24 protein-coding genes are annotated in these 26,119 nt (G+C 60.0%); 13 read left to right on the forward strand and 11 right to left on the reverse strand.

Translation table 11 applies throughout. The features are described from left to right. Positions 1-5: 5 nt before the first annotated feature. The 3 genes from glsB to trmB form a co-directional block, all read right to left on the reverse strand. Positions 6-926, reverse strand: coding sequence for a glutaminase B (glsB, locus tag WIR04_RS16345; RefSeq protein WP_338888303.1), 921 nt, complete (start codon positions 924-926; stop codon positions 6-8). Between the two features lie 97 nt (positions 927-1,023). Then, positions 1,024-1,356, reverse strand: a complete 333-nt coding sequence (locus WIR04_RS16350; protein ID WP_420883430.1) for a YggL family protein — start codon at positions 1,354-1,356, stop codon at positions 1,024-1,026. Positions 1,357-1,399: 43 nt separating this feature from the next. Then, a complete protein-coding gene (gene trmB / locus WIR04_RS16355) occupies positions 1,400-2,113 on the reverse strand; it encodes a tRNA (guanosine(46)-N7)-methyltransferase TrmB (RefSeq protein ID WP_139436010.1) in 714 nt (237 codons plus the stop codon). Positions 2,114-2,390: 277 nt separating this feature from the next. On the opposite strand from trmB, the gene WIR04_RS16360 reads away from it, so the two are divergent. Together WIR04_RS16360 and WIR04_RS16365 are read left to right on the forward strand one after the other, a co-directional pair. Then, entirely contained in the window at positions 2,391-3,458 is a 1,068-nt protein-coding gene (locus WIR04_RS16360; protein WP_338888307.1) for a M28 family metallopeptidase, read from the forward strand. Positions 3,459-3,703: 245 nt separating this feature from the next. Further along, a complete protein-coding gene (locus WIR04_RS16365) occupies positions 3,704-4,885 on the forward strand; it encodes a PLP-dependent aminotransferase family protein (protein ID WP_338888309.1) in 1,182 nt (393 codons plus the stop codon). A gap of 126 nt (positions 4,886-5,011) precedes the next feature. On the opposite strand, the gene WIR04_RS16370 is transcribed toward WIR04_RS16365, so the two are convergent. Beyond that, positions 5,012-6,562 (reverse strand): EAL domain-containing protein, encoded by a 1,551-nt coding sequence (locus WIR04_RS16370; protein ID WP_338888311.1) that lies wholly within the window; start codon positions 6,560-6,562, stop codon positions 5,012-5,014. A 283-nt stretch (positions 6,563-6,845) separates the two neighbouring features. On the opposite strand from WIR04_RS16370, the gene WIR04_RS16375 reads away from it, so the two are divergent. Further along, complete coding sequence (locus WIR04_RS16375) at positions 6,846-7,751, forward strand: TIGR01777 family oxidoreductase (RefSeq protein WP_307766491.1); 906 nt, start codon at positions 6,846-6,848, stop codon at positions 7,749-7,751. Positions 7,752-7,896: 145 nt separating this feature from the next. Here WIR04_RS16375 and WIR04_RS16380 read toward each other — a convergent pair whose 3' ends face one another. Both WIR04_RS16380 and WIR04_RS16385 read right to left on the reverse strand, forming a co-directional pair. Then, positions 7,897-10,338, reverse strand: coding sequence for an ABC transporter permease (locus WIR04_RS16380; protein WP_338888313.1), 2,442 nt, complete (start codon positions 10,336-10,338; stop codon positions 7,897-7,899). Positions 10,339-10,405: 67 nt separating this feature from the next. Next, complete coding sequence (locus WIR04_RS16385; protein WP_025325913.1) at positions 10,406-11,131, reverse strand: ABC transporter ATP-binding protein; 726 nt, start codon at positions 11,129-11,131, stop codon at positions 10,406-10,408. Between the two features lie 57 nt (positions 11,132-11,188). Between WIR04_RS16385 and WIR04_RS16390 the strand changes: the two genes are divergently transcribed. Beyond that, a complete protein-coding gene (locus WIR04_RS16390) occupies positions 11,189-11,797 on the forward strand; it encodes an arylesterase (protein ID WP_307766494.1) in 609 nt (202 codons plus the stop codon). 186 nt (positions 11,798-11,983) lie between these two features. On the opposite strand, the gene WIR04_RS16395 is transcribed toward WIR04_RS16390, so the two are convergent. From WIR04_RS16395 to WIR04_RS16405, 3 genes are all read right to left on the reverse strand, one after another. Further along, positions 11,984-12,928, reverse strand: coding sequence for a chemotaxis protein CheW (locus WIR04_RS16395; protein ID WP_025325911.1), 945 nt, complete (start codon positions 12,926-12,928; stop codon positions 11,984-11,986). A gap of 349 nt (positions 12,929-13,277) precedes the next feature. Beyond that, entirely contained in the window at positions 13,278-14,348 is a 1,071-nt protein-coding gene (locus WIR04_RS16400) for a porin (RefSeq protein ID WP_338888318.1), read from the reverse strand. A 318-nt stretch (positions 14,349-14,666) separates the two neighbouring features. Next, positions 14,667-15,077, reverse strand: coding sequence for a CBS domain-containing protein (locus WIR04_RS16405; RefSeq protein ID WP_338888320.1), 411 nt, complete (start codon positions 15,075-15,077; stop codon positions 14,667-14,669). Positions 15,078-15,229: 152 nt separating this feature from the next. Here WIR04_RS16405 and WIR04_RS16410 point away from each other — a divergent pair, with 152 nt between their 5' ends. The 3 genes from WIR04_RS16410 to WIR04_RS16420 are packed head-to-tail and all read left to right on the forward strand — an operon-like array spanning position 15,230 to position 18,442. Next, on the forward strand, positions 15,230-17,140 hold the full coding sequence (locus WIR04_RS16410; protein ID WP_338888322.1) for an ABC transporter ATP-binding protein: 1,911 nt from the start codon (positions 15,230-15,232) through the stop codon (positions 17,138-17,140). Then, the gene (locus tag WIR04_RS16415) at positions 17,133-17,594 is read left to right on the forward strand and encodes a DUF2390 domain-containing protein (protein ID WP_162627311.1); all 462 of its coding nucleotides are present in this window, start codon (positions 17,133-17,135) and stop codon (positions 17,592-17,594) included. Before WIR04_RS16410 ends, WIR04_RS16415 begins: the two co-directional genes overlap by 8 nt. Then, positions 17,588-18,442 carry a 23S rRNA (adenine(2030)-N(6))-methyltransferase RlmJ gene (locus WIR04_RS16420; RefSeq protein ID WP_338888325.1) on the forward strand — a complete coding sequence of 285 codons (855 nt, stop codon included), beginning with the start codon at positions 17,588-17,590 and terminating at the stop codon, positions 18,440-18,442. The genes WIR04_RS16415 and WIR04_RS16420 overlap by 7 nt, the downstream gene beginning before the upstream one ends. Positions 18,443-18,515: 73 nt before the next feature. On the opposite strand, the gene WIR04_RS16425 is transcribed toward WIR04_RS16420, so the two are convergent. After that, a complete protein-coding gene (locus WIR04_RS16425) occupies positions 18,516-18,722 on the reverse strand; it encodes a hypothetical protein (protein ID WP_338888327.1) in 207 nt (68 codons plus the stop codon). A gap of 181 nt (positions 18,723-18,903) precedes the next feature. On the opposite strand from WIR04_RS16425, the gene WIR04_RS16430 reads away from it, so the two are divergent. The 6 genes from WIR04_RS16430 to WIR04_RS16455 all read left to right on the forward strand — a co-directional run bounded on the left by WIR04_RS16430 (position 18,904) and on the right by WIR04_RS16455 (position 24,449). After that, positions 18,904-19,266, forward strand: coding sequence for a DUF2061 domain-containing protein (locus WIR04_RS16430; RefSeq protein WP_338888329.1), 363 nt, complete (start codon positions 18,904-18,906; stop codon positions 19,264-19,266). Between the two features lie 529 nt (positions 19,267-19,795). Next, positions 19,796-20,812, forward strand: a complete 1,017-nt coding sequence (locus WIR04_RS16435; protein ID WP_338888331.1) for a hypothetical protein — start codon at positions 19,796-19,798, stop codon at positions 20,810-20,812. 134 nt (positions 20,813-20,946) lie between these two features. Next, positions 20,947-22,380 carry a hypothetical protein gene (locus WIR04_RS16440; RefSeq protein WP_338888333.1) on the forward strand — a complete coding sequence of 478 codons (1,434 nt, stop codon included), beginning with the start codon at positions 20,947-20,949 and terminating at the stop codon, positions 22,378-22,380. Positions 22,381-22,606: 226 nt separating this feature from the next. After that, the gene (locus WIR04_RS16445) at positions 22,607-23,038 is read left to right on the forward strand and encodes a MerR family transcriptional regulator (RefSeq protein ID WP_338888334.1); all 432 of its coding nucleotides are present in this window, start codon (positions 22,607-22,609) and stop codon (positions 23,036-23,038) included. Positions 23,039-23,092: 54 nt separating this feature from the next. Further along, on the forward strand, positions 23,093-23,698 hold the full coding sequence (locus WIR04_RS16450) for an NAD(P)H-dependent oxidoreductase (protein ID WP_338888335.1): 606 nt from the start codon (positions 23,093-23,095) through the stop codon (positions 23,696-23,698). 148 nt (positions 23,699-23,846) lie between these two features. Continuing rightward, positions 23,847-24,449: an MliC family protein gene (locus WIR04_RS16455; RefSeq protein WP_338888336.1), complete on the forward strand. Its 603-nt coding sequence runs from the start codon at positions 23,847-23,849 to the stop codon at positions 24,447-24,449. 62 nt (positions 24,450-24,511) lie between these two features. Here the strand turns inward: WIR04_RS16455 and putP are convergent, their stop codons facing one another. Continuing rightward, a complete protein-coding gene (putP, locus tag WIR04_RS16460; RefSeq protein ID WP_025325899.1) occupies positions 24,512-26,026 on the reverse strand; it encodes a sodium/proline symporter PutP in 1,515 nt (504 codons plus the stop codon). Positions 26,027-26,119 lie beyond the last annotated feature (93 nt).

A 26,119-nucleotide genomic window follows, 5' to 3' on the forward strand; every position in this document is an offset into this window, starting at 1 on the left:
CAAAGTTAAAAAATGGAGCGGCCGAGGCGCTCGGCCAGCAGCTCCAGCGCCGCCGTGCCCGCCAGGGAGTTGCCCGCCTTGTTGAGTTCGGGGGACCAGACGCAGACCACCAGCTCACCTGGGATCAGCGCCATGATGCCCCCCCCCACGCCGGACTTGCCCGGCATGCCGACCCGGTAGGCGAAGTCGCCAGCCTCGTCATAGAGGCCGCAGGTGGCGAGCAGAGCGTTGACCTGCTTGGTGGTGCGGGCAGGCAAGAGCGGTGTGCTCTCGCCGAGCGGCACGCCGCGGTTGGCCAGATAGATGAAGGCCCGGGCCAGATCGACGCAGCTCATGCGGATGGCACAGGCATTGAAGTAGCTCTGCAACACCTTGTCCACCTCGTTCTCGAAGTTGCCATAGGCCTTCATCAGATAGGCGATGGCGGCGTTGCGGGCGGCGTGCTGATACTCGGAGCGGGCCACCACCTGGTCCGCCATGATGGCCGGATTGCCGCACAGGCGTCGCACCAGCTCCAGGGTGCGTTGGCGCGGGGCGGTGAGCCGGGTCTCAAGCAGATCGCTCACCACCAGGGCACCGGCATTGATGAAAGGGTTGCGGGGAATGCCGTGCTCGAACTCGAGCTGCACCAGGGAGTTGAACGGCTGACCTGACGGCTCCTTGCCCACCCGGGCCCAGATCTCCTCCTCCTGATAGAGGGTGAGCGCCAGGGTCAGGCTCAGGGCCTTGGAGATGCTCTGGATGGAGAAGGGCTCGAAGGCGTCACCGGCGGTGAACAGCTCCCCCTCCACTGTGCAGACAGCGATCCCTAGTCTGTCCGCCGGCACCTGCGCCAGCGCGGGAATGTAATCGGCCACCTTGCCCTGCCCGAGCAGCGGGCGCACCTCTTCCAGGATGCTGGCCAGTAATTCGGATGACAACACCATCGACGGTTCCATGACGTGAGACGAGGTGAGGCGAGGCTCACCGACAAAAATCCCGCCGGCGGCGGGATTTTCTATCTGCCCGAGAGGCAGTCAAATATCAGGCCGGCTCACCGTACCAGAGATCGAACAGCTCGGTGACCACCACGGCCTCCATCCCCTTGCCTTCCAGCCAGGATTTGACGGCGGCGCGGTCCTCTTCGGTGCACTTGCCCAGCTGCTGGGTGCAGATCATCCCTTCCCAGGACAGGTGGCCTGAACCGGCGAAAGCCAGCTTGCGGGGTTCAACAACCTCATCGATCATCGCATCGACTACCGCATCGATGGTCTCTTCGGCAGTGCCGACCGGGAAGTTGAAACTGATGTCGAAACCCATTTCCTGGAATTCATCGACGCGCAGTTTCTTACGCAGACGGCGGCTACGATTGGCCATGATAGCTCCTCAAGTTAGTGGATACGCGAGTTGACGTGCCAGCTCAGCTGACACGCTTGAAAATCAGATCCCAGACCCCGTGGCCCAGACGATGGCCACGTTGTTCGAATTTGGTCAGCGGACGCCAGTCGGGGCGGGGCACCCAGTTGCCAGTGGCGGAGGTGTTCTCGTAACCCTCGGCGGCGCTCATCACTTCCAGCATGTGCTCGGCGTAGTTTTCCCAGTCGGTGGCCATGTGGAAGACACCACCGATGGCGAGCTTCTGGCGGATGTCCTGGGCAAAGGCCGGCTGCACTATGCGGCGCTTGTGGTGGCGGCTCTTGTGCCAGGGATCCGGGAAGAAGAGCTGCAGGCAGGAGAGCGAGCCATTCGGGATCATGTGCTCCAGCACTTCCACCGCATCGTGACAGATCACCCGCAGGTTGGTGACGCCCGCTTCCTGGGCAGTGCCGAGGCAGGCACCCACGCCAGGGGAGTGCACCTCTATGCCGATGAAGTTCTTCTCGGGGGCATTCCTGGCCATCTCCACCAGGGAGGCGCCCATGCCGAAGCCGATTTCCAGCACCACCGGGGCTTCGCGGCCAAACAGCGCCACCATGTCGAGGGGCTGTGGTGCGAAATCGATGCCCATGACCGGCCAGAGCTCTTCCAGGGCCTTCTCCTGCCCTTTGGTCAGGCGGCCTTCGCGACGGACGAAGCTGCGGATCTTGCGCATGAACTTGCCGTCTTCGTTAAATACATCTTGGGTCACAGGCATAATTGTCTCGTTATTTCATCAATCCGGGTAACAGAACCGGGGTCAATCCGGGTTTAGGCCGACCTGGGTGGTTCGTTATTTCATCAATCGGCAAAAACAGGGGAGCGAATTATCCCAAGATAGGCCCAAGGCGCAAGTGTTTCGCAAAACAAATCCCCCCTGACTGACCAATTCCGCCACTGCGGTTGACAAATGCCACCCCCTTCACAGAATCTGCGGGGCGTCAGGTGCATCCTGACGCGGAAAAATAAAACCATACACAACAAAGGATTGCAGTATGAAAAAAGCCCTTTTGACCCTCGCCATCTCGGCCCTGCTGGCCGGGTGCAACCCCTCGGACAATGACTCCCAGCCCCCCGCCCCTGCCACCCAGGCCTATGAATACCTGGTGCAGCTGAGCTCGAGTGCCGAGGGAATAGGTGCCAGGCCCACGAGCACCGAGGCCGAGACCCGCGCCGCCGCCTGGATCCAGGACCATCTGACCGGCTGGGGCTACGAGGTGCAGAACCAGCCTTTCACCTACACCCGAAGCGACACCGAGAAGCACTCCCAGAACCTGATCGCAGAGCTCAAGGGCCAGAGTGACAAGGTGATCCTCATCGGTGCCCACTACGACAGCACAGGCGAGAAGAAGGGTTCCGAAGGTGCCACCGACAACGGCGCCGGTGTCGCGGCCCTGCTGGCGGTCGCCGAGGCGCTCAAGGATCAGACCCTGCCCTACACGGTGCGCTTCGCCTTCTTCGGGGCGGAGGAGAACGGCCTCAACGGCTCCAAGGCCTATGCCGCCAGCCTCGATGGCGACGCCGTCGCCAAGCTGCTGGCCATGGTGAACTACGACACCATAGCCGGGGGTGACATCGTCTACGTCCACTCCGCCCACTCCGACGTGGCCGAGTACAACTGCCCCGAGCCGGGCCGCTACAGCTTCGATCCCAAGGTACGCGACCGCCTGCTGGCCATCTCCAAACAGAGTGCCACCCCGTTCGCCATCCACCCCAGCTACGGCGGCTACCCGGAAGGAGAGACCGGCAGCTGGTCGGATCATGCGCCTTTTGCCTGCCTGGGGGTGCCCATCGCCTACGTGGAAGCCACCAACTTCACCATCAACGGGGAAGATGGCTATGACGGCTACTCCCAGAGCACCAACCCGGCGCTGTGGGACTGCTACGACGAGGCCAGCAAGAGCGCCTGCGATCGGGACAGCGAGACCCAGTGGGGCAAGATCTGGCACACAGAGCACGACCGCCTCGACAAGATGGCCGAGCTGTTCCCGGGCCGGGTCCAGCAGCAACTGGGCGCCAACACGGATCTGATGATCAGTTTCCTGAAAGAACCCGGGCTCTAAGCACCGAGCCGATGAGCTGCGTCTTCAAGCTGAAAGAACCAAGGCTCCAGGCTCAGGGCAGATGAACACCTGACAGGGGTTTTTGCGCCCCCGGCCAGGGTAGAGACGATAAAATTCGGGCAGGTGCCAAACCTGCCCTTTTTTATGGATTTTTGTGACAGCCATTGCCTCATTTCTGAAATCTGATACAAACGGATAACCTGGCGGTTGAATGGAGCGACCGCCACCTAGTCAGAGAGAACCCTATGCAGCCGTTTTTTGCCCAGCGCTTCGAGAAGGTCGAGCCTTCCTTTATCCGTGAAATCCTGAAAGTCGCCGCCAATCCGGAGATCATCTCCTTCGCCGGCGGCCTGCCCAATCCCCACCTGTTCCCGGTCAAGGCCATCGAGCAAGCCTGCCAGGACGTGCTGCGCGAGCAGGGCGCCGCGGCGCTGCAATACGCCACCACCGAAGGGTTCGCCCCGCTGCGCCAGTACATCGCCGAACGCTACCTGAGCCGCCACGGCATGGTGGTCAACCCGGACAACATTCTCATCACCAGCGGCTCCCAGCAGGCGCTGGATCTGCTGGGCAAGGTGCTGATCGACGAAGGGCAGGATCTCATCATCGAAGAGCCGGGCTACCTGGGCGCCATCCAGGCGTTCTCCGTCTATCAACCGAACTTCAAGCCCATCACCCTGGGGGAAGAGGGACTGGATCTGGCCGCGCTGGATGCGCTGCTGGAGCAGGGCTCCAGCGCCAGGCTGCTGTACGGCGTGCCGAACTTCCAGAACCCGAGCGGGGTCTCCTACAGCCGTGCCAACCGCGAGGCCCTGGCCGAGCGGCTGGTGCGCCACGATCTGCTGATGGTGGAAGACGATCCATACGGCGAGCTGCGCTTCGAGGGGGAGCACCTGCCCCCCATCGCCAAGCTGGCGCCGAACAACACAGTGCTGCTCGGTTCCTTCTCCAAGACGGTGGTGCCCGCCTTCCGTCTGGGCTGGATGCTGGTGCCGGACTGGTTGCGCAAGAAGGTTACCATCGCCAAACAGGCCACGGATCTGCACAGCAACGCCTTCAGCCAGCAGGTGCTGCACCGCTTCCTGACCGATCACTCCCTCGACGCTCATCTGGAGAAGATCAAGGAGGTCTACGGCCGCCAGCGGGCTGCCATGGAGGCCGCCCTGACCCGTCACTGCCCGCCCGGCGTCAGCTACACCCGCCCACAAGGGGGCATGTTCCTCTGGCTGACCCTGCCGCCCAGCGTCAGCGCCATGGCCCTGTTCGACGAGGCGATCAAGGAGAAGGTCGCCTTCGTGCCCGGCGCCCCCTTCTATGTGCGCCCCGAGATCCAGAACACCCTGCGCCTGAGCTTCTCCTGTGTGGATGAGGCCACCACGGAAGAGGGCATCAAGCGCCTCTGCCGCGCCCTGTCCCGCATGCTCTGAGCCCTCCGGGGATGAAAAAAACCAGCGATCCAGGTCGCTGGTTTTTTTATGTCTCGCCGTCAGCCCCTGTGAGCGGGCGAACAGCGGGCGGGCAAGCCATTGGCGCCAAGCACCTTGGTGCGCCCCTCAGGCTGACGGGGGCTTCTGGGTGGACAGCAGGCTGGCAAAGGCCGTCATCGGCATGGGCCTGCCATAGAGGTAGCCCTGCAGGAAGTTCACCTGGCGCTCCTTCAGGTAATCGGCCTGCACCTGGTTCTCCACCCCTTCCGCCACCAGCAGCAGGCCGAGCCGGGTCGCCAGATCGATGACGTTCTCGACGATGTGGCTGGAGAGCGCATCCGAGCCAATCATGCCGACGAAACTCTGATCGATCTTGAGGAAGTCCACCTGGAATTGCTGCAGATAGGTCAGGCTGGAGTGGCCGGTGCCGAAGTCGTCGATGGCGATGAAGACGCCGAGCTGGTGCAGCTCGGCAAAGAGCCGGTCCGTCGTCTCGTCCGCCACTATCAGCTCCCGCTCGGTCAACTCCAGCACCAGCTTGATGGGGTTCGCCTTGAAGGCGTTGATGAAGTCCCGGCAATCATCCAGCAGGCTCAGATCCTTGCAGTGGCTGGCGGTGATGTTGAAGCCGAAGTGGAACCCTCGCGGCAAGCTGTGCACCTTGTCGGCAAACTGCTCGCGCACCTGGGCCATCAGCAGCCGGGTCATGGGGACTATGAGGCCGCTGTCTTCCGCGAGCGGAATGAAGCGATCCGGCGAGATCATGCCCTGACGGGGATGCTGCCAGCGCATCAGCACCTCGCAGCCGCACCAGTGCGCATCCTCCCCCGTCACCACGGGTTGCAGATAGGGGATGAACTCCTGCTGATCCAGCGCCCGCTTCAGCTCCTGGGTCGGGGAGGTCGAGCGCCCCATCAGCCAGAAGATCCCCACCCCGAACAGCACGCTCAGCAAGGGATAGACTATGATGCCGACCTTGGAGTAGTCCCAGATGTGGGCGCCGTACTCATCGACCGATACCTTGGTCACCACCTTGAACGGATACTTGCTCGAGATCTCTTCCAGATAGCCCTGGCTGTCCGACGGGATGAGACGGTCGGTAAGCTGACTATCCCGCAACAGCATCTTCTGACCCACCACCAGCCCGAGGGGGGAGTTGCGACTCAGCATGTCCAGAATGTTGAGCAGGTAGTAGCCATCTATGCCCACCAGCACGCTGAAAGTGCCCATCTCCTCCCGGTAGACGATGAGGGGGCGATTCGGGGTGACGGGGTTGCCCTTCATGAGATCCAGCTTGCCACCCACGTAGTCGTCCAGCTGGAACTCCCCGCTGACCGGGCCATAGAGGGAGGTGCAGTAGATGGTAGAGCCCTCGGCCAGGTTGACGCTGCGCACATCCGGCACTGTCGCCACCTGATCCCGCAGCCCCTGAACCACCTCGAGGCAGGGCTTGTTCAGACTGCCTGCAAGGGCCGATGCCGCCAGCTGGGCGTTGTCCAGGGTGCGGTCAAACATCAGCCTGGCGTGTTGCAACCGCTCCACCGCATCCTGCCGCACCCCGGTGGCGGTCTGCCAGACGATGATGGCGAGCCCCAGCACCATGGGCAGCAGACCCGCCAGCAGGGCACAGGCCAGCCGGACATAGAATTGACGCACCCTTAAACGACGAAATGGCATAACCGTCCTCATGGTCACGGCGAAAAAGCAGGCGAGTTTACCCGCTGCCGCCCGCTTGGCAAGTAATGATGATGCGCTCTGGTGAAATCCGGATGGGGCCCGCTCTGGGAGGCAAGCCCCACTCCCCATCCAGGCCCGCTGCCTTGCGCCAGCGCCAGGCCCCCCTGGCACAAGGCGTACGAAGCGGTGCCACAGTGAATTTATAATGCTCATAAAAACAGGAGCTTGTCCATCCAGTGCCCAGCCTCTAGAGTAGAGCCAACAGCCATCAGGGAGGCAGGACATGAAAATACTGATCACGGGAGGAACGGGCTTTATCGGCCGCCGCCTGGTGGCACACCTCAAGGTGCAACACGAGGTGGTGGTGCTGACCCGCCAGGGCAGCCGGGCCTACGAGCTGCTCGGCCATGACGTCACTCTGCTGGACAACCTGGACCGGCTGGACCACCTCAACGATGTGGACATCGTCATCAACCTGGCCGGCGAGCCCATCGCCAGTGGCCGCTGGAGCGAATCCCGCAAGCAGTTGCTGTGCAACAGCCGCTGGCTGCTGACCGAGCAACTGGTGGATCTGGTCAAGCTCTCCAGCACGCCGCCCAGATTGCTGCTGAACGCCTCCGCCATCGGCTGGTATGGCCGCCAGGGGGATGAGCCCCTGGACGAGCGCTGCCACCATCCCCACGACGAGTTCACCCACCGCCTCTGCCAGCGGTGGGAGCAGCTGGCCCTGCAGGCTCGCAGCCCCCAGACCCGGGTCTGCATAGTGCGCATCGGCCTGGTGCTCGGCACCGATGGGGGCGCCCTGCCCAGGATGCTGCCCCCCTATCGGCTGGGGCTCGGCGGCCCCATGGGCCCGGGCACCCAGATGATGAGCTGGATCCACGTGCAGGATCTGGTGCGGGCCATGCTGTTTCTCCTCGAGCACGACGAGTGCGAGGGGATCTTCAATGGCACGGCCCCGCAGCCGGTCAGCAATCGCCAGTTCAGCCAGACCCTGGCCAGCACACTCCATCGCCCACACCTCTTCTTCGTGCCAGCCCAGGTGCTTCGACTGCTGATGGGCGAGGCAGCCGATCTGCTGCTCACCGGCCAGCACATCCTTCCCGCACGGCTGCAGGAGGCGGGGTTCCACTTCACCTATCCGGCGCTCCCCGAGGCCCTCGGCAACCTGCTGTTGCCCCCGCGCTGAGATCCATAAAAAAGCGCCCGGCCAAGGCTGGGCGCTTTTTGAGAGCAGGGTGCAGGGTCGATTAGTCCTCGAACGCTCGCGTAGCTGGCAACCAAGCATCAGCATCCCCGTTAGTCCGATTACGCCACTTTGTGGCTAATCGAACCTACAGCAGCCCCTGCCCCAGGCCTCTTAGCCGGTCGCTCAGGGTGCCCGCCAGCAGCTGGCGGCGCATGCCCTGACCGGCCAGGGTCACCAGCAGGGCCCCCAGCAAGGGCAGGCCGGCCCAGATGGCCCAGTGGAACTGCCACTGGCCATCGAACCACCACCACTGCAGGCCAAAGGAGCAGAGCTCCACCACCATGGCGGCGCACAGCCCCGCCAGGGCGCCACTGGCCACCAGCTCCCAGCGCAACATCTTCTCCAGCAGTTTGCTGCCCGCCCCCAGGGTGCGCATCAGCAGCAGCTCCCGGCGCCGGGCGGCCATGCTGGCCTGGGTCTGGGTCAGCAGCACCAGCAGGGCGGCCACAGTCACCAGCCCCAGCATCAGCCCCAACGCCCGGCTCACCTGATCCGAGACCACAGTCAGCCGCCCTATCAGATCCTCCACATCGATGAGACTCACAGTGGGGTGGCGGCGGATAAGCTCCACCTCGGCACTGCGTCCTTGTGGCGGCAGGCGATAGCTGCCAAGCCAGGTCTGGGAGAAGGGGGCCAGCACGTCCGCCGAGAAGATCATGTAGAAGTTGGGTCTCATGTTGTCCCACTTGATGGACCTCAGGCTGGTCACCCTGGCCTCGAAGCTGCGCCCCTCTATGGTGAAGCTGAGGGCATCCCCCAGAGCGATGCCGAGCTGGCCCGCCAGCACCTCGTCGACGGAGACCTCCCCCTTGCCGCCGAGCCATTGGCCCGAGGTGACCTTGTTGTCGGGGGGCAGGGTTGTAGTAGTGGTGAAGTTGAGCTCGCGGTTCACCCCCTCCCGGGCCGCATCCTCACCCACCGCCTGACCGGCGATCCGGGTCAGGCGCCCGCGCACCATGGGATAGAAGTCCGAGGTGATGGCACCGGCTTTGTGCAGGTCCGCCAGTATGCCGTCGCGCTCCCCGTCGGCCACATTGACCAGGAAGCGGTTGGGGGCATCCGCGGGCAGACGGGCGGAAAAATCATCCAGCAGATCGACCCGCGCCGCCCACAGCAGCCCGAACAGCATGAGCGCCAGGGCAAAGCCCGCCAGCTGGAACAGACCGCTGCCGCGCTCGCGGGAGAGGTGGCTGATGGCCAGACGCAGGGCATGAGGCCCCTTGAGCCGACCACCGAGTCGCAGCAACCCGGAGGCCAGCAGCGCCAGCAGCACCATCAGCAGCCCCATGCCCCCGATGAGACCGAGCGCCAGCCTGGCATCGGCGGTAAAGCCCCAGACCAGAGCGAACAGACCGAGCAGGCCCACGGGCACCGTCAGCCAGGGAGGAATGCCCGCCTCCAGCTCCCGGCGCAGCACCCGCAGCGGCGGCACCTTGAGCAGGCGCAGGAAGGGGATGAAGGCCAGCAGCAGGGTGATGAAGAAGGCGACCGCCAGACCCAGGGCAAAGGGACGCCAGGAGGGCGGTGGCAGATCAGCTGGCAGCAGATCCCCCAGCAGTTGCAGCGTCAGCCACTGCATGGCGCTCCCCGCCACCAGGCCGATCAGGGCACCTATCAGGGTCAGGGAGGCGAGGAGGGTCCCCATCAGTTGCCAGAGGGTACGCCGTGACGCCCCCAGCGTCTTGAGCAGCGCCACCATGTTGGTCTGGCGCTCGGCGAAGTGGCGCACCGCTATGCCCATGGCCAGGGCCCCCAGCAGCACGCCAGCCAGGGACGCCAGGCGGAAGAAGCGCTCGGCATTGGCCAGGGATTTGCCGACCTGGGAGCCCTGATCGTCGGGCTTGATCAGCTTCTGCCCGGCGGTGAGTCTGGACGTCAGCCAGCGCTCATAGCGGGCGATCCCCTCCCGGGGCCCCTTGATGAGATAGCGCCACTGCTGGCGGCTGCCCGGCAGGAGGGCGCCGGTCGCCTCTATATCGGCGCTGTGGATCAGCGCCCTTGGCGCCATCTGGAAGGGGCTGAAGCCCTGGTCCGGCTCCTGGCCCAGCTCCCCCGCCACCTTCAATCTGGTGTTGCCGACCTCCAGCTCGTCCCCGAGTTTGGCGCCGAGCAACTGCATCACCCGGGCGGAGAGCCAGATCTCCCCGGGCGCAGGAGCACGCTGGGGCATCAGCTCCAGCTTGCCATAGAAGGGGAAATCGCTCGGCACGGCGCGAATGGACGCCAGTTGCAGGCCGTCGCCGTGAAACAGCATGCTGTTGAAGCTGACCGTGGTCTGGACGAGGAGCCCCTCCTGCGTCGCCTGGGCGAGCCAGGCTTCGGGCGCCGGTGTGGCGGAGCGCAGCACCCGATCCGCCCCGATGAAGTCGCGGCCCGAGGCCTTGAGCCCCGCATCCAGCCGGTCCGCCACCAGGGCCACGCTCAGCACGCAGGCCACGCTCAGGGCCAGCGCCAGCACGAACCAGCGCAGCTCGCCGCTGAACCCTTCCCGGCGCAGCAGCTTGAAACCCAGTCTCCATTGACTCATGACTTGCTCCCCATGCCCGGCGCCAGCACAAGCCCTGACCGTCCCGGGCGGTTCTTTCTCCACTGGCTCATGACAGCTCCCTGACACGGGGAGCCAAGGTGGCTTCAGATACTGGCGCATCTGCCTCCAGCCGTCCCGCCGCCATCACCAGCTGCCGCTGGCAGCGCTGGGCCAGCTCATGATCATGGGTCACCACCACCAGGGTGGTGTTGTGCTCAAGGTTGAGACGAAACAGCAGCTCGATCACCGTCTCCCCCGTCTTGCTGTCGAGGTTGCCGGTGGGCTCGTCCGCCAGCAGCAGGCTGGGGCGGGTCATAAAGGCCCGGGCGATGGCGACCCGCTGCTGTTCCCCCCCGGACAGACGCGGCGGCAGGTGGTGCAGTCGCTCGGCCAGCCCGACCTGGGTGAGCAGCTCGCGGGCCCTGGGCTCACAGTCGGTCTCGCCGCGCAGCTCGGCCGGCAGCATGACGTTCTCCAGGGCGCTCAGGGTGGGCAAAAGCAGGAAGGACTGGAACACGAACCCCACCTGCTCGGCGCGCAATCTGGCCCGCCCCTCCTCGTCCAGCCGGGTCAGGGACTGGCCCAGGATCTCTATCTCGCCGCTGCTCGGCAGGTCGAGTCCGGCCAGCAGGCCGAGCAGGGTGGACTTGCCGGATCCGGAGGCGCCAACCAGGGCCAGCGTCTCGCCGGTATTGACTTGCAGATCGATCCCTTCAAGGATGGTGAGACTTTCCTGGCCGAGGCGAACGGTTTTGCCGAGCCCCCTGACGGTGATAATGGGCGTTGAACTCATGATGCGTTTCCTGTTTGCCTTAACCTGTAATGACAATAGATCTTGGGAGTTGAATGCATGACCCGTGTCTTGTTCGTCTTGAGTTGCCTGTGTTGCTGGATCTCATCGGTCCAGGCGCAAACCCTGCTGGTACTGGGGGACAGCCTGAGCGCCGGTTACCAGATGCAGGCCGAGCAGAGCTGGCCTGCCCTGCTCAATGAGAAGTGGCAGCAGCAGGGTGGCGAGCACAGGCTCATCAACGCCAGCATCAGTGGTGAAACCACCCAGGGGGGGCTGGCCCGCCTGCCCGCCCTGCTCGAGGAGCACAAGCCTGACTGGGTGCTGATCGAGCTGGGGGCCAACGATGGCCTGCGCGGCTTTGCCCCCGCCATCACCCGGGCCAACCTCACCAAAATGGTGGCGCTGGCCAAGGCCAGCCAGGCGAAGACGGTACTGACCCAGATCCAGCTGCCCCGCAACTATGGCGCCCGCTACCTGCAGCAGTTCGAGCAGATCTTCCCGGAGCTGGCGCAGGCCAATGACCTGCCGCTGATGCCCTTCTTTATCGATGATATTGTGCTGCGCCCTGAACTCATGATGAACGATGGGCTCCACCCCACGGCGGCGGCCCAGCCCCAGATCCGCGACCGGGTTGCGAGCTTCATCGAGCCCCTGCTGACCCAGTGACCCCAAGGGGCGAACGCTGGCTGCCAACCCACCAAAAACAAACGCACCCGCCAAGGCGGGTGCGTTGCTATCTGTCTTTGCCAGATCCAGAGCCTCAGGTTCTGACCCATGCATTCTTGAATCCCCCTGCCAGCAGGCCAGCTCGACTGTCAGTTGGCAAGGCACGACGCAGCCGGCTATGCGGGTTCAAACCCCCAGGATCTGGCGCATGCGCTCCTGGGTAACCCCGACCAGCAGATCAGGCTGGAACTTGGAGATGAAGCGGTCACATCCCACCTTCTTGACCATGGCCTCGTTGAAGTTGCCACTCAGGGAGGTGTTGAGGGTGATGAAGAGATCGGCCATGCGCGGATCGCTGCGCACCTCGTGGGTCAGGCGGTAGCCATCCATCTCCGGCATCTCGGCGTCCGTTATCATCAGCATGATCTCGTCGGTCACCTTCTTGCCCGCGTCGCACCACCCCTTGAGCAGCTTGAGCGCCTGCAACCCATCCTGGCATTCGATCACCTCTAGGCCGAGCTGGGCGAGGGTCTCGCGCACCTGATTGCGTGCCGTGCTGGAGTCATCGACGATGAGCACCTTGCGCCCCTGCATCTGGGGCAGGATCTCCTTGTCCAGCACCTCCGCCGAGATGCGGATGTCATAGGTGATGATCTCCGCCAGCACCTTCTCCACGTCGATGATCTCGACTATCTGATCGACCCCGCCCTCCGGGATGCGGGTGATGGCGGTGAGGTAGTTGGCGCGCCCCGCCGAACGGGGGGGCGGCAGTATGTCCTTCCAGGTCATGTTGACGATGTGGGCCACCTGCCCCACCAGGAACCCCTGAATGGTGCGGTTGTATTCGGTGATGATGAGGTTGGACTCGTTGTCGACCGCCATGGGGCGCATGCCGATGGCACCGCGCAGGTTGATGACGGGAATGGAGACGCCGCGGATGTTCGCCACCCCGCTGATGTTGTGATGGGAGCCCGGCATCTTGTTGAGATGGGGCAGCTTCACCACCTCCCGCACCTTGAAGACGTTGATCGCAAACAGCTGCTGGGATCCCAACCGGAACATCAGCAACTCCAGGCGATTCTCACCCACCAGCTGGGTACGTTGATCCACTGAATCCAATATGCTCGCCATATAAAGCCCTTACGTCCGTTTCCCGAGTGCCGCCCCGCCAGAGGGGCGCCAGCATGCCAACTAGACCCGCATTCCCCCGGCAGGAGCAACGCAAGCCTCTATAGAAATAATGAAAAGGGTCGAGAAAAGATAGGATCTTGACCGCGGGGCGTGATCCTCACCCCATAGCCCCATGCCAGCAGCCCCTTATCGCCATCGACCCGACAAAGAGAGTTATCGACCAGGAGGGGACAATGCTGAACCCGGGATTGGCCTGGCGGCCGAGAAAGAGCACAACGTGGTTTTGCGCCCATAAAAAAACCGGCCGCGAGGCGGCCGGTTGAAAATACAGTAGGCAGTCAGGGACGACTTAGAAGTGGTACTGCATGGCCACGCCAACGACGTCGTCGGTGTTCTGGCCAAACTTGTTGTACCCGTCAGTACCGTCGCTGCTCAGCAGGTTGGCCTTGTAATCAACGTAGACGTCGAAGTTGTCGTTGATGTTGTACCAGGCGCCGATGGACACGTACTCGGTCAGGGTGTCATCCAGGTTCTGGTCGGAATCTTTCACGTCCAGGCGGTTATACGCCAGAGACGGCTTCCATTGGCCCCAAGTGTACTGAACCACGGCTTCGTAGCCGTTGCTCTCGGAGGCATAACCGTCGTTGCCAGCCTGGCTCACATAGACGTGATTTTCGCCATAGGCGTAGGTCGCGGCAGCGTACAGGTTGTTGGCGTTGTACTTGATACCGACTGCGGTCAGCTTGGCATCTTCGCTGCCACCGAAGTTGGCGTTGGCAGCCTGGTCGGCAGTCTTGCCAGCCTGGTTATAGGCCAGACCCAGGCTGATGCCCATGTCGAAGTTGTAGTTGGCAGACAGGGCGTAGCCCTCTTCGGAGCCCTTGGTCCAGCTGGACGCGCTCTCGTTCTGCGCTTCGTTCTCGCCGGTGAACTGGGCACCCAGCACCAGGCCGTCGAAGGTGTAGAGGTACTGAGCCAGGCCGTTGGTACGACCGGTACCGAAGACTTCGGTACCCTTGCCCAGGCCATCTCCGCCCCACTCCGGCAGAACGTCGGTGTAGTCGTTAACGGCCTTGGCAATCAGACCATCCTGACGACCGTAGCTGAAGGCGCCGAAACGATCGTTCTTGATGCCAACGTAGGCATAACGCAGCTCGTTGTCGGAGCTGTTGGTCGGTACGTTGTACTCGACGAAGCCGTTGGCGACGGTTTCTTCGTTGATGCGGGTCTCACCACCGATGCGCAGACGCAGGTAGCTCTGATCGCCACTCTCGTCGTCGTTGTCGCTACCGTAGTACATGCCTTGAACACGGCCACCGATGTCAAGCTTGGTACCATCCTGGTTGTAAACGGTAGAAGCTTGTGCACCACCGGCCAGCAGCAGGCTGGAGATGGCCATCGTCAATGCTGTCTTTTTCATTGTTCGTTCCTCTGAGGTGTAAACCAGACCTGTGCTCGGTCGTTGTCATTTTGAATCGGGTTCATTTCCGATGACCTAGGGTAGATCTGCGAACCTTGATGGGAACTGAAGAGGGGGCCGATTAATTAGAAATACTCGATTTATCCTGCCTGCTGCGACATTAAATGTCGCAAACAAAAGTCATTGCGGAATTTTAAACCACCAAAATAGAAAAGTCAGAACAATGAAAACGCCATGACGAGGTATGACAGAGCGTTATATCGAGGAGGGGTCAATGAAAGCCTGAGGGAGCGGGTTCCACTCGAGCCCAAAGAGGCCTCAGGCAGGTTGCCAGTCCCGCATGACGCGCAGCAGGTCTTTCCAGCTGACGATGCCGACCAGGGCGCCGTTTTCCAGTACCGGCAGACAGGAGACATGTTGCTCCAGCATGATGGCGCTGGCCTCCTGCAAAGTCGATTCGGGAGAGATGGTGATGGGCTGGCGACTCATGATCTGATGGGCCCGCCGGTTGAGGGTCTCGGTGTCGCGGTTCATCTCGGCATCAGTGTCGAGATAGGGGCTGAGGGCGCGCAGCAGATCCCTGTCCGAGATGACCCCCACCAGCACTTCCTCTTCCAGCACCAGCAGGTGGCGAAAGTGGGCCTGCTCGAAGATCGCCTTGATGACACCCAGCCGGTCATCCATGGAAACGGTCGCAACCCGGGTCGTCATGATCTCTTTAATCAACATGGAAGCCTCCTGCCCCCTGACAGATGTCTCTGTTATGGCACGTTTTTCTTGCCGCAGCCAGCCATGCCCCCCAGCCTCAAGTGCAAATCCGAGTCATTTCACGTAAGATCCGCGCCAGTTTATCCCCTTCATTGAGCCAAGCAGATCCATCCATGATAGTTGCCAGTCAAATCGAACTGATCCGCGGCGGCCGCACGCTGCTGGACAACGCGTCCGCCACCATTCACCCCGGCCACAAGGTGGGCCTGGTGGGCAAGAACGGCTGTGGCAAGTCCACCTTCTTTGCTCTGGTGCGGGGCGAGCTGGCCATCGACAACGGCAGCTTCAGCCTGCCCGCCGGCTGGCAGATTGCCGGCGTGGCCCAGGAGACCCCGGCGCTGGACTGCTCCGCGCTCGAATACGTGGTCGATGGCGACAAGGAGTTCCGCGCCCTGGAAGCCCAGCTGGCCCAGGCCGAGCAGGATGACAATGGCCTTCTGGTCGCCGAGCTGCACGGCAGGCTCGACACCATCGGTGCCTACAGCATCCGCGCCCGCGCAGCCGAGCTGCTGCACGGGCTGGGCTTTGGTGGCGATCAGCTCGATTCGCCGGTGAAGAGCTTCTCCGGTGGCTGGCGCATGCGCCTGAACCTGGCCCAGGCCCTGCTCTGCCGCTCCGACCTGCTGCTGCTCGATGAACCGACCAACCACCTGGATCTCGACGCCGTCATCTGGCTGGAGAAGTGGCTCAAGGGCTACCAGGGCACGCTGGTGCTGATTTCTCACGACCGCGACTTCCTCGATTCGGTCATCAATCGCATCATCCACATCGAGAACGGCAAGCTCAACGAATACACCGGCGGCTACTCCGACTTCGAGTTGCAGCGCGCCGAGCAACTGGCCCAGCAGCAATCCATGTACGAGAAGCAGCAGCGGGAGATGTCCCACATGCAGGCCTATGTGGACCGCTTCCGCTACAAGGCCTCCAAGGCGCGCCAGGCCCAGAGCCGCCTGAAAGCCATGGAGCGGATGGAGAAGATCCTGCCCGCCCACGCCGACTCCGAGTTCAGCTTCGAGTTTCGCGAGCCCTCGGCCCTGCCGACCCCCCTCATCGCCATGGAGAACCTGTGCGCCGGTTACGGTGACAAGGTGATCCTGGAGAAGATAAAGATGAACCTGGTGCCGGGCTCGCGCATCGGCCTGCTGGGACGCAACGGCGCCGGCAAGTCCACCTTCATCAAGATGCTGTCGGGCTCCAATGCGCCGCTGTCGGGCACGCTGGAGGTGAGCGCCGGGGTCAGCATCGGCTACTTCGCCCAACATCAGCTCGAAACCCTGCGTCTGGACGATACCCCCCTCGATCACCTGGCCCGCCTCGCGCCGGACAAGTCCGAGCAGGAGCTGCGCAACTACCTCGGCAGCTTCGGCTTCCACGGCGACAAGGCGCTGGACAAGGTGGCCCCCTTCTCCGGTGGCGAGAAGGCGCGGCTGGTGCTGGCCCTCATCACCTGGCAAAAGCCCAACCTGCTGCTCTTGGATGAACCGACCAACCACCTGGATCTGGAGATGCGCCACGCCCTGACCATGGCGCTGCAAGGCTTCGAAGGCGCCATGGTGGTGGTCTCTCACGACCGTCACCTGCTGCGCACCACCACGGATGACTTCTATCTGGTCCACGGTGGCCGGGTCGAGCCGTTCGACGGCGATCTGGATGACTATCACAAGTGGCTCGGAGAGCAGGAGAAAGAGGCCAACACCAAGCCGACGGACGGCACCGTCTCCGCCAACTCGGCGGTGGCACGCAAGGATCAGAAGCGGCTCGAGGCCCAGTTCCGCCAGCAGACCCGGCCCCTGCGCCAGAAGCTGGAGAAGCTCGAGGCCAGCATGGAGAAGCTGCAGGACAAGCTAGGCGACATCGAGAACCAGCTGGCCGACCCCGCCATCTACGAAGAGAGCGCCAAAACCAGGCTCTCCGAGCTGCTCAAGTCCCAGGGCCCCCTCAAGGAGCAGCTGGAAGAGGTGGAGCTGGAGTGGATGAGCCTCTGTGAGGAGCTGGAAACCATGGAGCAGGCCTTCTTTGCGTGACGAACAGCTGATGGCAAGCGAGCGGGTCGCCGTGCACGAGCTGCCGACGCCGCTCGGCTTCTGGCACTGGAGCGGCAAGGTCTATGGTGAGCGCAGCCAGGACTGGCTCAACGTGCAGACGCTGGGGGGCAACGTCAATCTGGCGCTCTTGCTGCACCACCTAGATCTGCTCGGCATCCCGGTCGATCTCACCGATCTGCAACCGGCCCTGGTCCAGACCGAGGCGGTGCTGCTCCCCTGGCGCACCCTGCGCCAGCAAGCCAAGGCGCGGCTGGCGGAGGAAGAGTACCAGGCCATGCTGGCCCACGAGCTGGAGCTGGAGCGGTTGCAACAGGGGGTCTTGCTGCAGACCCTGCGCGGCCTCTCCCTGTTTCGTGGCAAGAGCCACAACTTGTTGAACTACCTATCGTTACTGGGTGCCCAGCAGGGCCCCCTCAGAGACCTAATATGCTGAGCTACCGCCACGCCTTTCACGCCGGCAACCATGCCGACGTCCTGAAACACGCCGTTCAGGCCCTGATCATCGAGTCCCTCAAGAAGAAGGAGAAGCCCTTCATCGTGCTGGACACCCATGCCGGCGGCGGTCTCTATGACCTGCGCGGCGACTGGTCCCAGAAGAAGGCGGAGTACGCTGACGGCATAGGCCGCCTGTGGGACGAGCGTGCCCAGTGGTCCGCCATGGCCCCCTATCTTGGCGTCATCGAAGAGATGAATCAGAACGGCGAGCTGCACTACTACCCCGGCTCGCCGGAGCTCTCCCGCCGCCTCGCCCGCGAGCAGGACAAGCTGGCGCTGATGGAGCTGCACAACAACGAGGTGGAGGATCTTCGCGCCAACATGGGCTATGACCCCCGCGTCGCCGTCCACCACCGTGACGGCTTCGAAGGGCTGGTCGCCCTGCTGCCCCCCACCCCGCGCCGGGGGCTGGTGCTCATCGACCCCCCCTATGAGCTCAAGGAAGATTACTTCGCCGTGGTCGATACCCTGAAAAAGGCGCAGAAGCGCTGGGCCACCGGCATCTATGCCCTCTGGTATCCCATCCTCGGGCAGGAGGCGGACAAGTCCCGCGACATGCTCAAAGCGATCAAGCGGGAAAACTTCGGTAACGTCCTGGTGGCCGAGCTGGAAGTGGCCGGTCAGACCGCCGATTGGGGCATGAACGGTTCCGGCATGCTGATCGTCAGCCCCCCCTGGATGCTGGCCGAGCAGATAGAAGCCTTCCTCAAGCCACTCTGTGCCAAACTGGCCCAGGGCGCCGGCGCCCAGTACAGGGTGGAGTGGCTCAACAAGGCATCCGACTGAGCCCTCACCGCTCACAAAAATGACAAAGCCCCGAAAGGGGCTTTTCTCTGTCTGCCGTTGCCGGGATGACGACTCAGGCCCGGACGGGCAGATCCCGCCAGAGCGCCAGCACAAGCAAGGCCAATATGGCAAAGGGCGGTGCCAGGCAAAGCAGCACGCACAGGAAGGTGACAAGCACAGGATGGCGGCTCTTGCGACGGGCCAGTCGCCAGGCCACGACGCCGGCGACGATCATCAGCAGCAGGATGAACAGCACATAAATATTGGCATTGATGGTCATGAAAGCTCCTTTTTCATGGCAAAAGGCACACTCTATCGCCGCCATGGCCCCAGGCAAGTCCCCAATCTGGTGGTCTCGACCTCGGTCGATAGGCTTTTTCTATTTAGCTGATAGATGAGAATAGTTTTCATTTGATGTAATTCCGGGTGATACTGCACTCATCGCCAGAGGAGACACCATCATGAAAAAGACCATCAGCTTCGCCGTTTTGCACTTCAGTGTCGCCTTTACAGTGGCTTACCTGCTGACCGGCGAACTGCTCACCGCCAGCCTGATCGCCCTGATCGAGCCCGCCGTCAACACCGTCGCCTTCTACTTTCACGACCTTGGCTGGCACAGGCTCAAGCCCGACCACAGCCTGCAGGCCAAGACCAGCAGCTTCGCCCTGGTGCACTTCTCGGTGGCCTTCGGTGTCGCCTACCTGCTGAGCGGCGAGCTGCTGACCGGTGGCGTGATGGCGTTGATAGAGCCTGCCATCAATACCGTCGTCTTCTTCTTCCACGAGCGGCTGTGGCGCGCCCGCCAGTCGCTGGCACTGGCCTGAGGGAGGGGCTGCGGCCCTTCCCTGCACCTGAACAAGCTTCTCTCCCCCAGCAAGGGGACCACCCCCTGTCGTACTGACCAATTTGTTGATCCCGCCCCAACATTTATCACCCCGCCCTTCCCCTGCGCCCCTGTCCCGCTACCATACCCGAATGGCAATCCAAGCCTCGTCGGAGTCACCCATGGGCCCTCTCCGCCATCCCCATTGGTTACAAAGCAGCAGGCTGGAAGCTGAAATTCAGGGGCGGTAGCCTTGCAGTTTTCCAAGCGCGGCTGCCACAAGTCGATGTAACCTTTCGGCTAACGAGATGACGCACACAAAAAAGAGCCTTGTGAGTCTCAAGCTTGGATAAGGGAACATTTCCGCATAGCGACGGAACCGGTTGAGTGAGAAAATACAAGCTTTTTAAATAAGTAATTATTTCCCAGATCATAATCAGTTTTATTCATAGATATACGGCAATAAAGCCCGTCACTATATAGACGTTTTTCAAACACCACGTGATTACATTCCAAGAAAGGAGAGTCAGTTGAATAGAGGTATTTTAAACTTTCTTTCTAATGATCCTATTTATAAAAGCTCAAAAAAAGAATGGCTTGTTGAGTTACAACAGTCACAAATGTATTGGTACGAACTACTAGTAAATGGACATGAAGAAATTGACACTAGAAAATTCATATTTGATCAAGTCAAAAAACTTAAAGAAGAAGTTGAGAGTTGCCTAGAAAAAAGGTTTGTTTACTTTATATGCTCTAGGATAAAAGTGAGATTCTGCTCAGATACACTCCCAGTACTTACTCCATTTCATGGCTTCATGAAGTTGAGAGTGTTAGTCGGGCGTGAAAAAGAACCAAAGGAGTTTGTTGTAAATGTGCTATATGACGAAAACAGGGATGTTGTGATTCCAAAAATCGACGAAACTGGAAGATTCATTATATTTACTCATCAAAGTGGCCATAGTATTTGCTTTTCCATACATGATTATCTCATGAACTTCTGTGTAAACCTTGGATATTCAACTAAAGTTGAATATGTTGGTGTTACAAAGAACCCAAATAATAGGCCTTTGAATGGCGTACATGGTGGATTGAGTGATGTCTTATATAATGTTTCTAATGATGATAATGACATACTGATCTTCTTCAACTTGTTTAAAGTAACAAATAATGCAGCAGGTAACAAATACAATATACATTATAATATCGCTAATGCGATGACTGATGAAATAAAGGTTAACCAAGAAGGCGAAGTAATAGAGAAATCCTTCAGGTTTTATTTTGACTCCGACACTCAAAAAAGGCATAAAAACACAGAAAGACGAGAGATAACAAATGATCTTAGGGAAATGTCTGAGAAAAACAACATTAAATCGGTACACGTATTCTATGAAGTGGAAGATGATAGCGAATATTATGAGTTTTACTCTTCTAAAGTTTCACCAAAGAGAACTCATTACTTTACAGTAGAGCTAAATGATGACGATATCTATTTAACTAACATTAACTGTACTCTTGAGGAGTTTCTAATTACGCAATCCAATTTTTAGAATAATAATATTATTTTTAAGCGTGAGTTCTGGGACACCCACCTTTCTGCGAGAGGTGGTGGAGTATCTCAAAACTCGGCTAAAAGCCCTCCAGAAAACTATTGCAGCACTTACACGAAATAAAAGGAGTATGTATGAGAGTTTCTGAATTCTTTAAATTAAATAGAACTCAGCCATACCTAGACTTTGTGGACATTCCATTAAACACAGATGTCCCAGTATTTCTCGATCCTAATTCTATTAAGTCGCTTGAATCTGCATGGGGGAATGAACTATCTTCATTACTTCAGACATTTTTTGAAGTGGTTTTACGACTAATTAAAAATGATGAACATGAAAAAGCTAGATATTTATTATCTTCGTTAAATGAAAGAAATGAGTTTCACCTGGGCTACTCTGTTGGTGAATCTAAAGGCCATGCCTTTGGGTCTGAATCAGCAAAATCCGTTTGGAATGCGCTAACAAAGAGTAAAGCTGCATCGACAGGGTTATTACAAGACTTAGAAGATACTGCATTGCTAATTAATGGCATTGGTACAGATATGATTTCTGATGCTGTTTGTAATATTCTTAGAGGCCCACTAATTAAATATACGCAAGAAATGTGCATGTATTATGGGATTCCAATGACCCCAGGCGTTGCATCTGGACCAATATGGAATCCACAAAAAGAGCTATGGGAGGAAACCTTTGTTTCTTTGCCAATGACTAACTTTGGTAAAGTTATTCTTGTCCCCAAAATTATTGTTAGACATCGGTTAAGCTTTCAATATGATGAATATTATCGATACTTCTTATTACCCGAAATGCAAGATGAGCATCTACGTGCAAATTCATCCCTAGTTGAAACATTGAAAAATGGAGATAAGCGGGTAACAAAAAAAGTACTTCAGGAAAAATATGGGAGAGATAAATTAGCCGTAGTAGAGCAAACACTGATTAGGCCTAATATTCTTGATGAGTACCGTGAAGCTAAAGCAGAATCTCCATCTAGTCCACTTACTCATGAACAGTTCTCTGAGATTGAACAAACCGAAAAGCCTCAATTAGAGTTATTGCTAACTCAACTAAAAGCATTACATACCGGTAGAGAGGCCGCCGAAGAATATGAGAATATAATAGAAAAGATTTTATCTGTGCTGTTCTATCCATCACTCTGTAATCCGACAAAGCAACACAAAATCCATAATGGTAGGAAACGAATAGATATAACTTATGTTAATGAAGCCAAGGGAGGTTTTTTTTACTGGTTATCCAAGCATTACCCATGCCCTCAGATCTTCGTGGAATGTAAAAATTATGGTAAAGATATTTCTAATCCAGAGGTAGATCAATTATCTGGACGCTTTTCACCTAGCCGTGGAAAAGTTGGAATTCTAATTTGCAGAGAGATTCAAGATAAAGACCTTCTTTATAAAAGATGCCAAGATACAGCAAAAGATCAGAGGGGTTATATCATAGCTCTTGATGACAAAGATGTTGAGGCAATGATTAATAACTATATTAAAAATGAAGGAGCTCAGTCATTTGATTTATTACATAAACTTTGGTCAAATTTAATTAATTAACAACCATGAATTTTAACTCGTAGATTCTAATAACGAAGCGTATTCGGATCATGAAAAAATCTGGGATACCCACCATCTCGATAGCAGACTTGTTTTGCAAGATGGGTGTCCCCTGTAACCCCCTAATCCCTATCAATCCAACTCTCCCCTCCCCTATGGGGATTCAATCCTCCCTGCCACTGGCCTATAGTGAGCCCCTACTAGAACAACCTCAGCGAGCAGCAGTATGTATATCGGCGAATTTGCCCGGCTGGCGGGCACCACACCCAAGGCAGTCCGCCTCTACGAGCAGCTCGGGCTGCTGCCCGAGCCAAGGCGGCGCGGCAAGTATCGCGTCTACCGGGCCGAAGATCTGGAGTGGGTCGGCTTTATTCGCCAGGCCCAGCAGCTCGGCTGCAAATTGAGCGAGCTGGCCCCTCTGCTGGCGGGCCTCACCAGTCTCGACCAGTTTCCCTGGCAGAAGGTGGAGCAGCTTATCGCGGGCAAGCTGGCGCAGATAGAGGCAGAGATGGCCAGGCTGCAAGGGCAACACCAGTCCCTGACCCAGTGTGCCGCGCTGCTGGCGCAGCACCCCTGCCGCTATGGCGCCCCCGGCCAGAGCGAGCCGCTCCCGCAGGCTGAGCAAGGGCTTGCAGGACGGGCGCACAAGGTGGCTTGACTCTGTCCCATGGGACAAGGGGTGTAATGGGGGCTCACTTCAAGGAGCCACACCATGACACCCAAGCTGCTTATCATCAACGGCAACCCCAAACCCGACAGCCTCTGCCATGCCCTCGCCCGGGAGTATGCCCGCAGCGCCGAGGAGGGCGGCGCAGAGGTCATTCTGCATCACGTGGGGGAGCTCGCCTTCGAGCCGGATCTGCACCATGGCTATGACGAGGCGCAGCCCCTCGAGCCCGATCTGCTGGCATTGCAGCAGAGCCTGAAGCAGGCCCAGCATCTGGTGATCGTCGCCCCCCTCTGGTGGGGCCACCTGCCGGCCCGGCTCAAGGGCTTGCTCGACAGAACGCTGCTCTCGGGGTTTGCCTTTCGCTATCAGAAGGGCAAGGCCCTTCCCGAGCGCCTGCTCGCCGGCAAGACGGCGCGCCTGCTGCTCACCATGGACAGCCCCCTCTGGTACTACCGCTGGTGGCTGGGGGATCCCGCCTCGCGCATCCTCGACAAACAGGTACTGGGGCTGTGCGGCATACAGCTGACCCACCGCCAGCATCTGGGGCCCGTCCACACCTCGGATGAAAAGGCGCGCCAGCGCTGGCTCACGCAAGCCGGGGCCGCCGCCCGCCATGATGCGCAGCGGCTGGCGCGGCGGCGTACCTGAGTCAGGGCGGCGGCGACCCTGGTGACGAGGGTTGTCGGCAGCGGGGTCCAGAGAGACGGGCAAGGGAGCCTGGGGTGAAAAAGTCCTCGGCGGCCCGGCGACCTTGTGCTGTAGTAAGTGGCAATTCCCTCTTGCTGGAGCCTTTTCGATGAACAAGATGTTGCTTGGCACCCTCGCCTTGATGCCGCTGCTGGCCAGTGCCGCTACCCCTTCCTTTGATTGTGCCAAGGCCCACGGCGCGGCCGAGCAGCTTGTCTGCCAGGACGCCGGGCTGGCGGCGCTGGATAACGAACTCGCGGCTCTCTACCCCAAGGCACTGGCCAAGCTGTCGGCAGAGCAGCAGAAGACGGAGAAGGCGATGCAGCGCGGCTGGATCAAGGGGCGCAACGAGTGCTGGAAAGAGAGCGACTCGCGCCAATGCGTGGAGGAGAGCTACCAGCTGCGCATCACAGAGTTGCAGATAAAGGGGGGTCAGCTGATGGTGCCAAGCCCGGTCGACTACCAGTGCGACGGCGAGCTCCGGCTCTCGACCTACTTCTATAACGAGGCCAAACGGCCTGCCGCCGTGATCAACCTGAGCGAAGGGGCGCAGCAGTCGCAGGTGCTCGCCTTTGAAGCCCCCAGCGCCAGCGGCGCCCGTTACGAGGGGCCGAATCTCAGGCTGCTGATCAAGGGGGACGAAGCCAGGCTGGAGCGCTACGGTCAGCCGGCCCAGCAGTGCCGGTCACTTGGCAAGGGCAGCATCGAGTAAGCCCGCCGACCGACATGAAAAAGCCCCGCAATGCGGGGCTTTTTTTATTCAGCGTGCGTGATTTATCTCACCATGACCGGCTCAGCCGAGACAGGGGGAGCCTGGAACTCGCGCTCAGCCTCGTCGAAGCGATCCAGCATGGCCTTGGAGGGCGCCTTGTCCAGCAGGCTGAACACCACTATGGCCAGGGTGGCGAAGACGAAGCCCGGGATGATTTCATACAGACCCAGCCAGCCGAACTGCTTCCAGACGATGACGGTCAGGGCACCGGCCAGCATGCCGGCCAGGGCGCCGTTGCGGGTCATGCGCGACCAGAGCACCGAGAGCAGCACCACGGGACCGAAGGCGGCACCGAAGCCGGCCCAGGCGTAGCTCACCAGCCCCAGCACCCGGTTCTCCGGGTTTACGGCCACGGCGATGGCGATAAGCGAAATCACCAGCACCATGGCGCGGCCGACCCACACCAGCTCTTTCTGGGAGGCATTCTTGCGCAGGAAGGGCTTGTAGAGATCTTCGGTGATGGCGCTGGAGCAGACCAGCAGCTGGCAGCTCAGCGTGCTCATCACTGCCGCCAGTATGGCGGAGAGCAGCACGCCGGCGATCCAGGGGTTGAACAGTATCTTGGAGAGCTCGATGAAGACGCGCTCCGGGTTGCCGGTGACGCCGGCAGCCTGCTCGGTGAAGGTGGAGAAGTAGGAGAGGCCGAAGAAACCGATGGCCACGGCGCCGCCCAGGCAGAACACCATCCAGGTCATGCTGATGCGACGGGCGCTGGCCATGGAGTGGTGGGAGTCCGCTGCCATGAAGCGCGCCAGTATGTGGGGCTGGCCGAAGTAGCCCAGGCCCCAGGCCATCAGGGAGATGATGGCGATGAAGTCCAGGTTCTTGAACATGTCGAGGTTGCTGGCGTTCTGCGCCGCCACCTGCACCATGGCGGTGTCGATGCCGCCGACGGCGATGATGACGAACACCGGGGTCAGGATCAGGGCGAAGATCATCAGGGTGGCCTGCACCGTATCTGTCCAGCTCACCGCGAGGAAGCCGCCGAAGAAGGTGTAGGTGATGGTGGCAGCGGCACCGACCCAGAGGGCGGTGTCATAGCTCATGCCGAAGGTGCTCTCGAACAGGCGGGCACCGGCCACCACGCCGGAGGCGCAGTAGATGGTGAAGAACAGCAGGATCACCAGGGCGGAGAGGATGCGCAGCACCCGGCTCTTGTCCTCGAAGCGGTAGGTGAAGTAGTCCGGCAAGGTCAGGGCGTTGCGGTTCTTCTCGGTGTGAACCCGCAGCCGACCGGCCACCCAGCGCCAGTTGAAGTAGGCACCAATGGTGAGGCCGATGGCGATCCAGCTCTCGGAGATGCCGCCGATGAAGACGGCGCCAGGCAGGCCCATCAGGAGCCAGCCACTCATGTCGGAGGCCCCGGCGGAGAGGGCGGTCACCCAGCTCCCCATGCGGCGGCCGCCGAGAATGTAGTCGTCAAAGTTACGGGTGGCGCGATAGGCGATGAAGCCGATCAGGACCATACCCAGGATGTACACCAGGAAGGTGATGAGCATTGGGGTGCTAGCTGTCATTCAAAACTCCGTTATGTGACTCTTGTACCCGTTCTCGCGACGGGCTCTTCCTTAAAAAACCGGCCTAGATTAATCAGCAGATCGCCTGATCAC

This window comes from Aeromonas rivipollensis (assembly GCF_037811135.1).
GTDB classification, from domain to species: Bacteria; Pseudomonadota; Gammaproteobacteria; order Enterobacterales; family Aeromonadaceae; genus Aeromonas; species Aeromonas rivipollensis.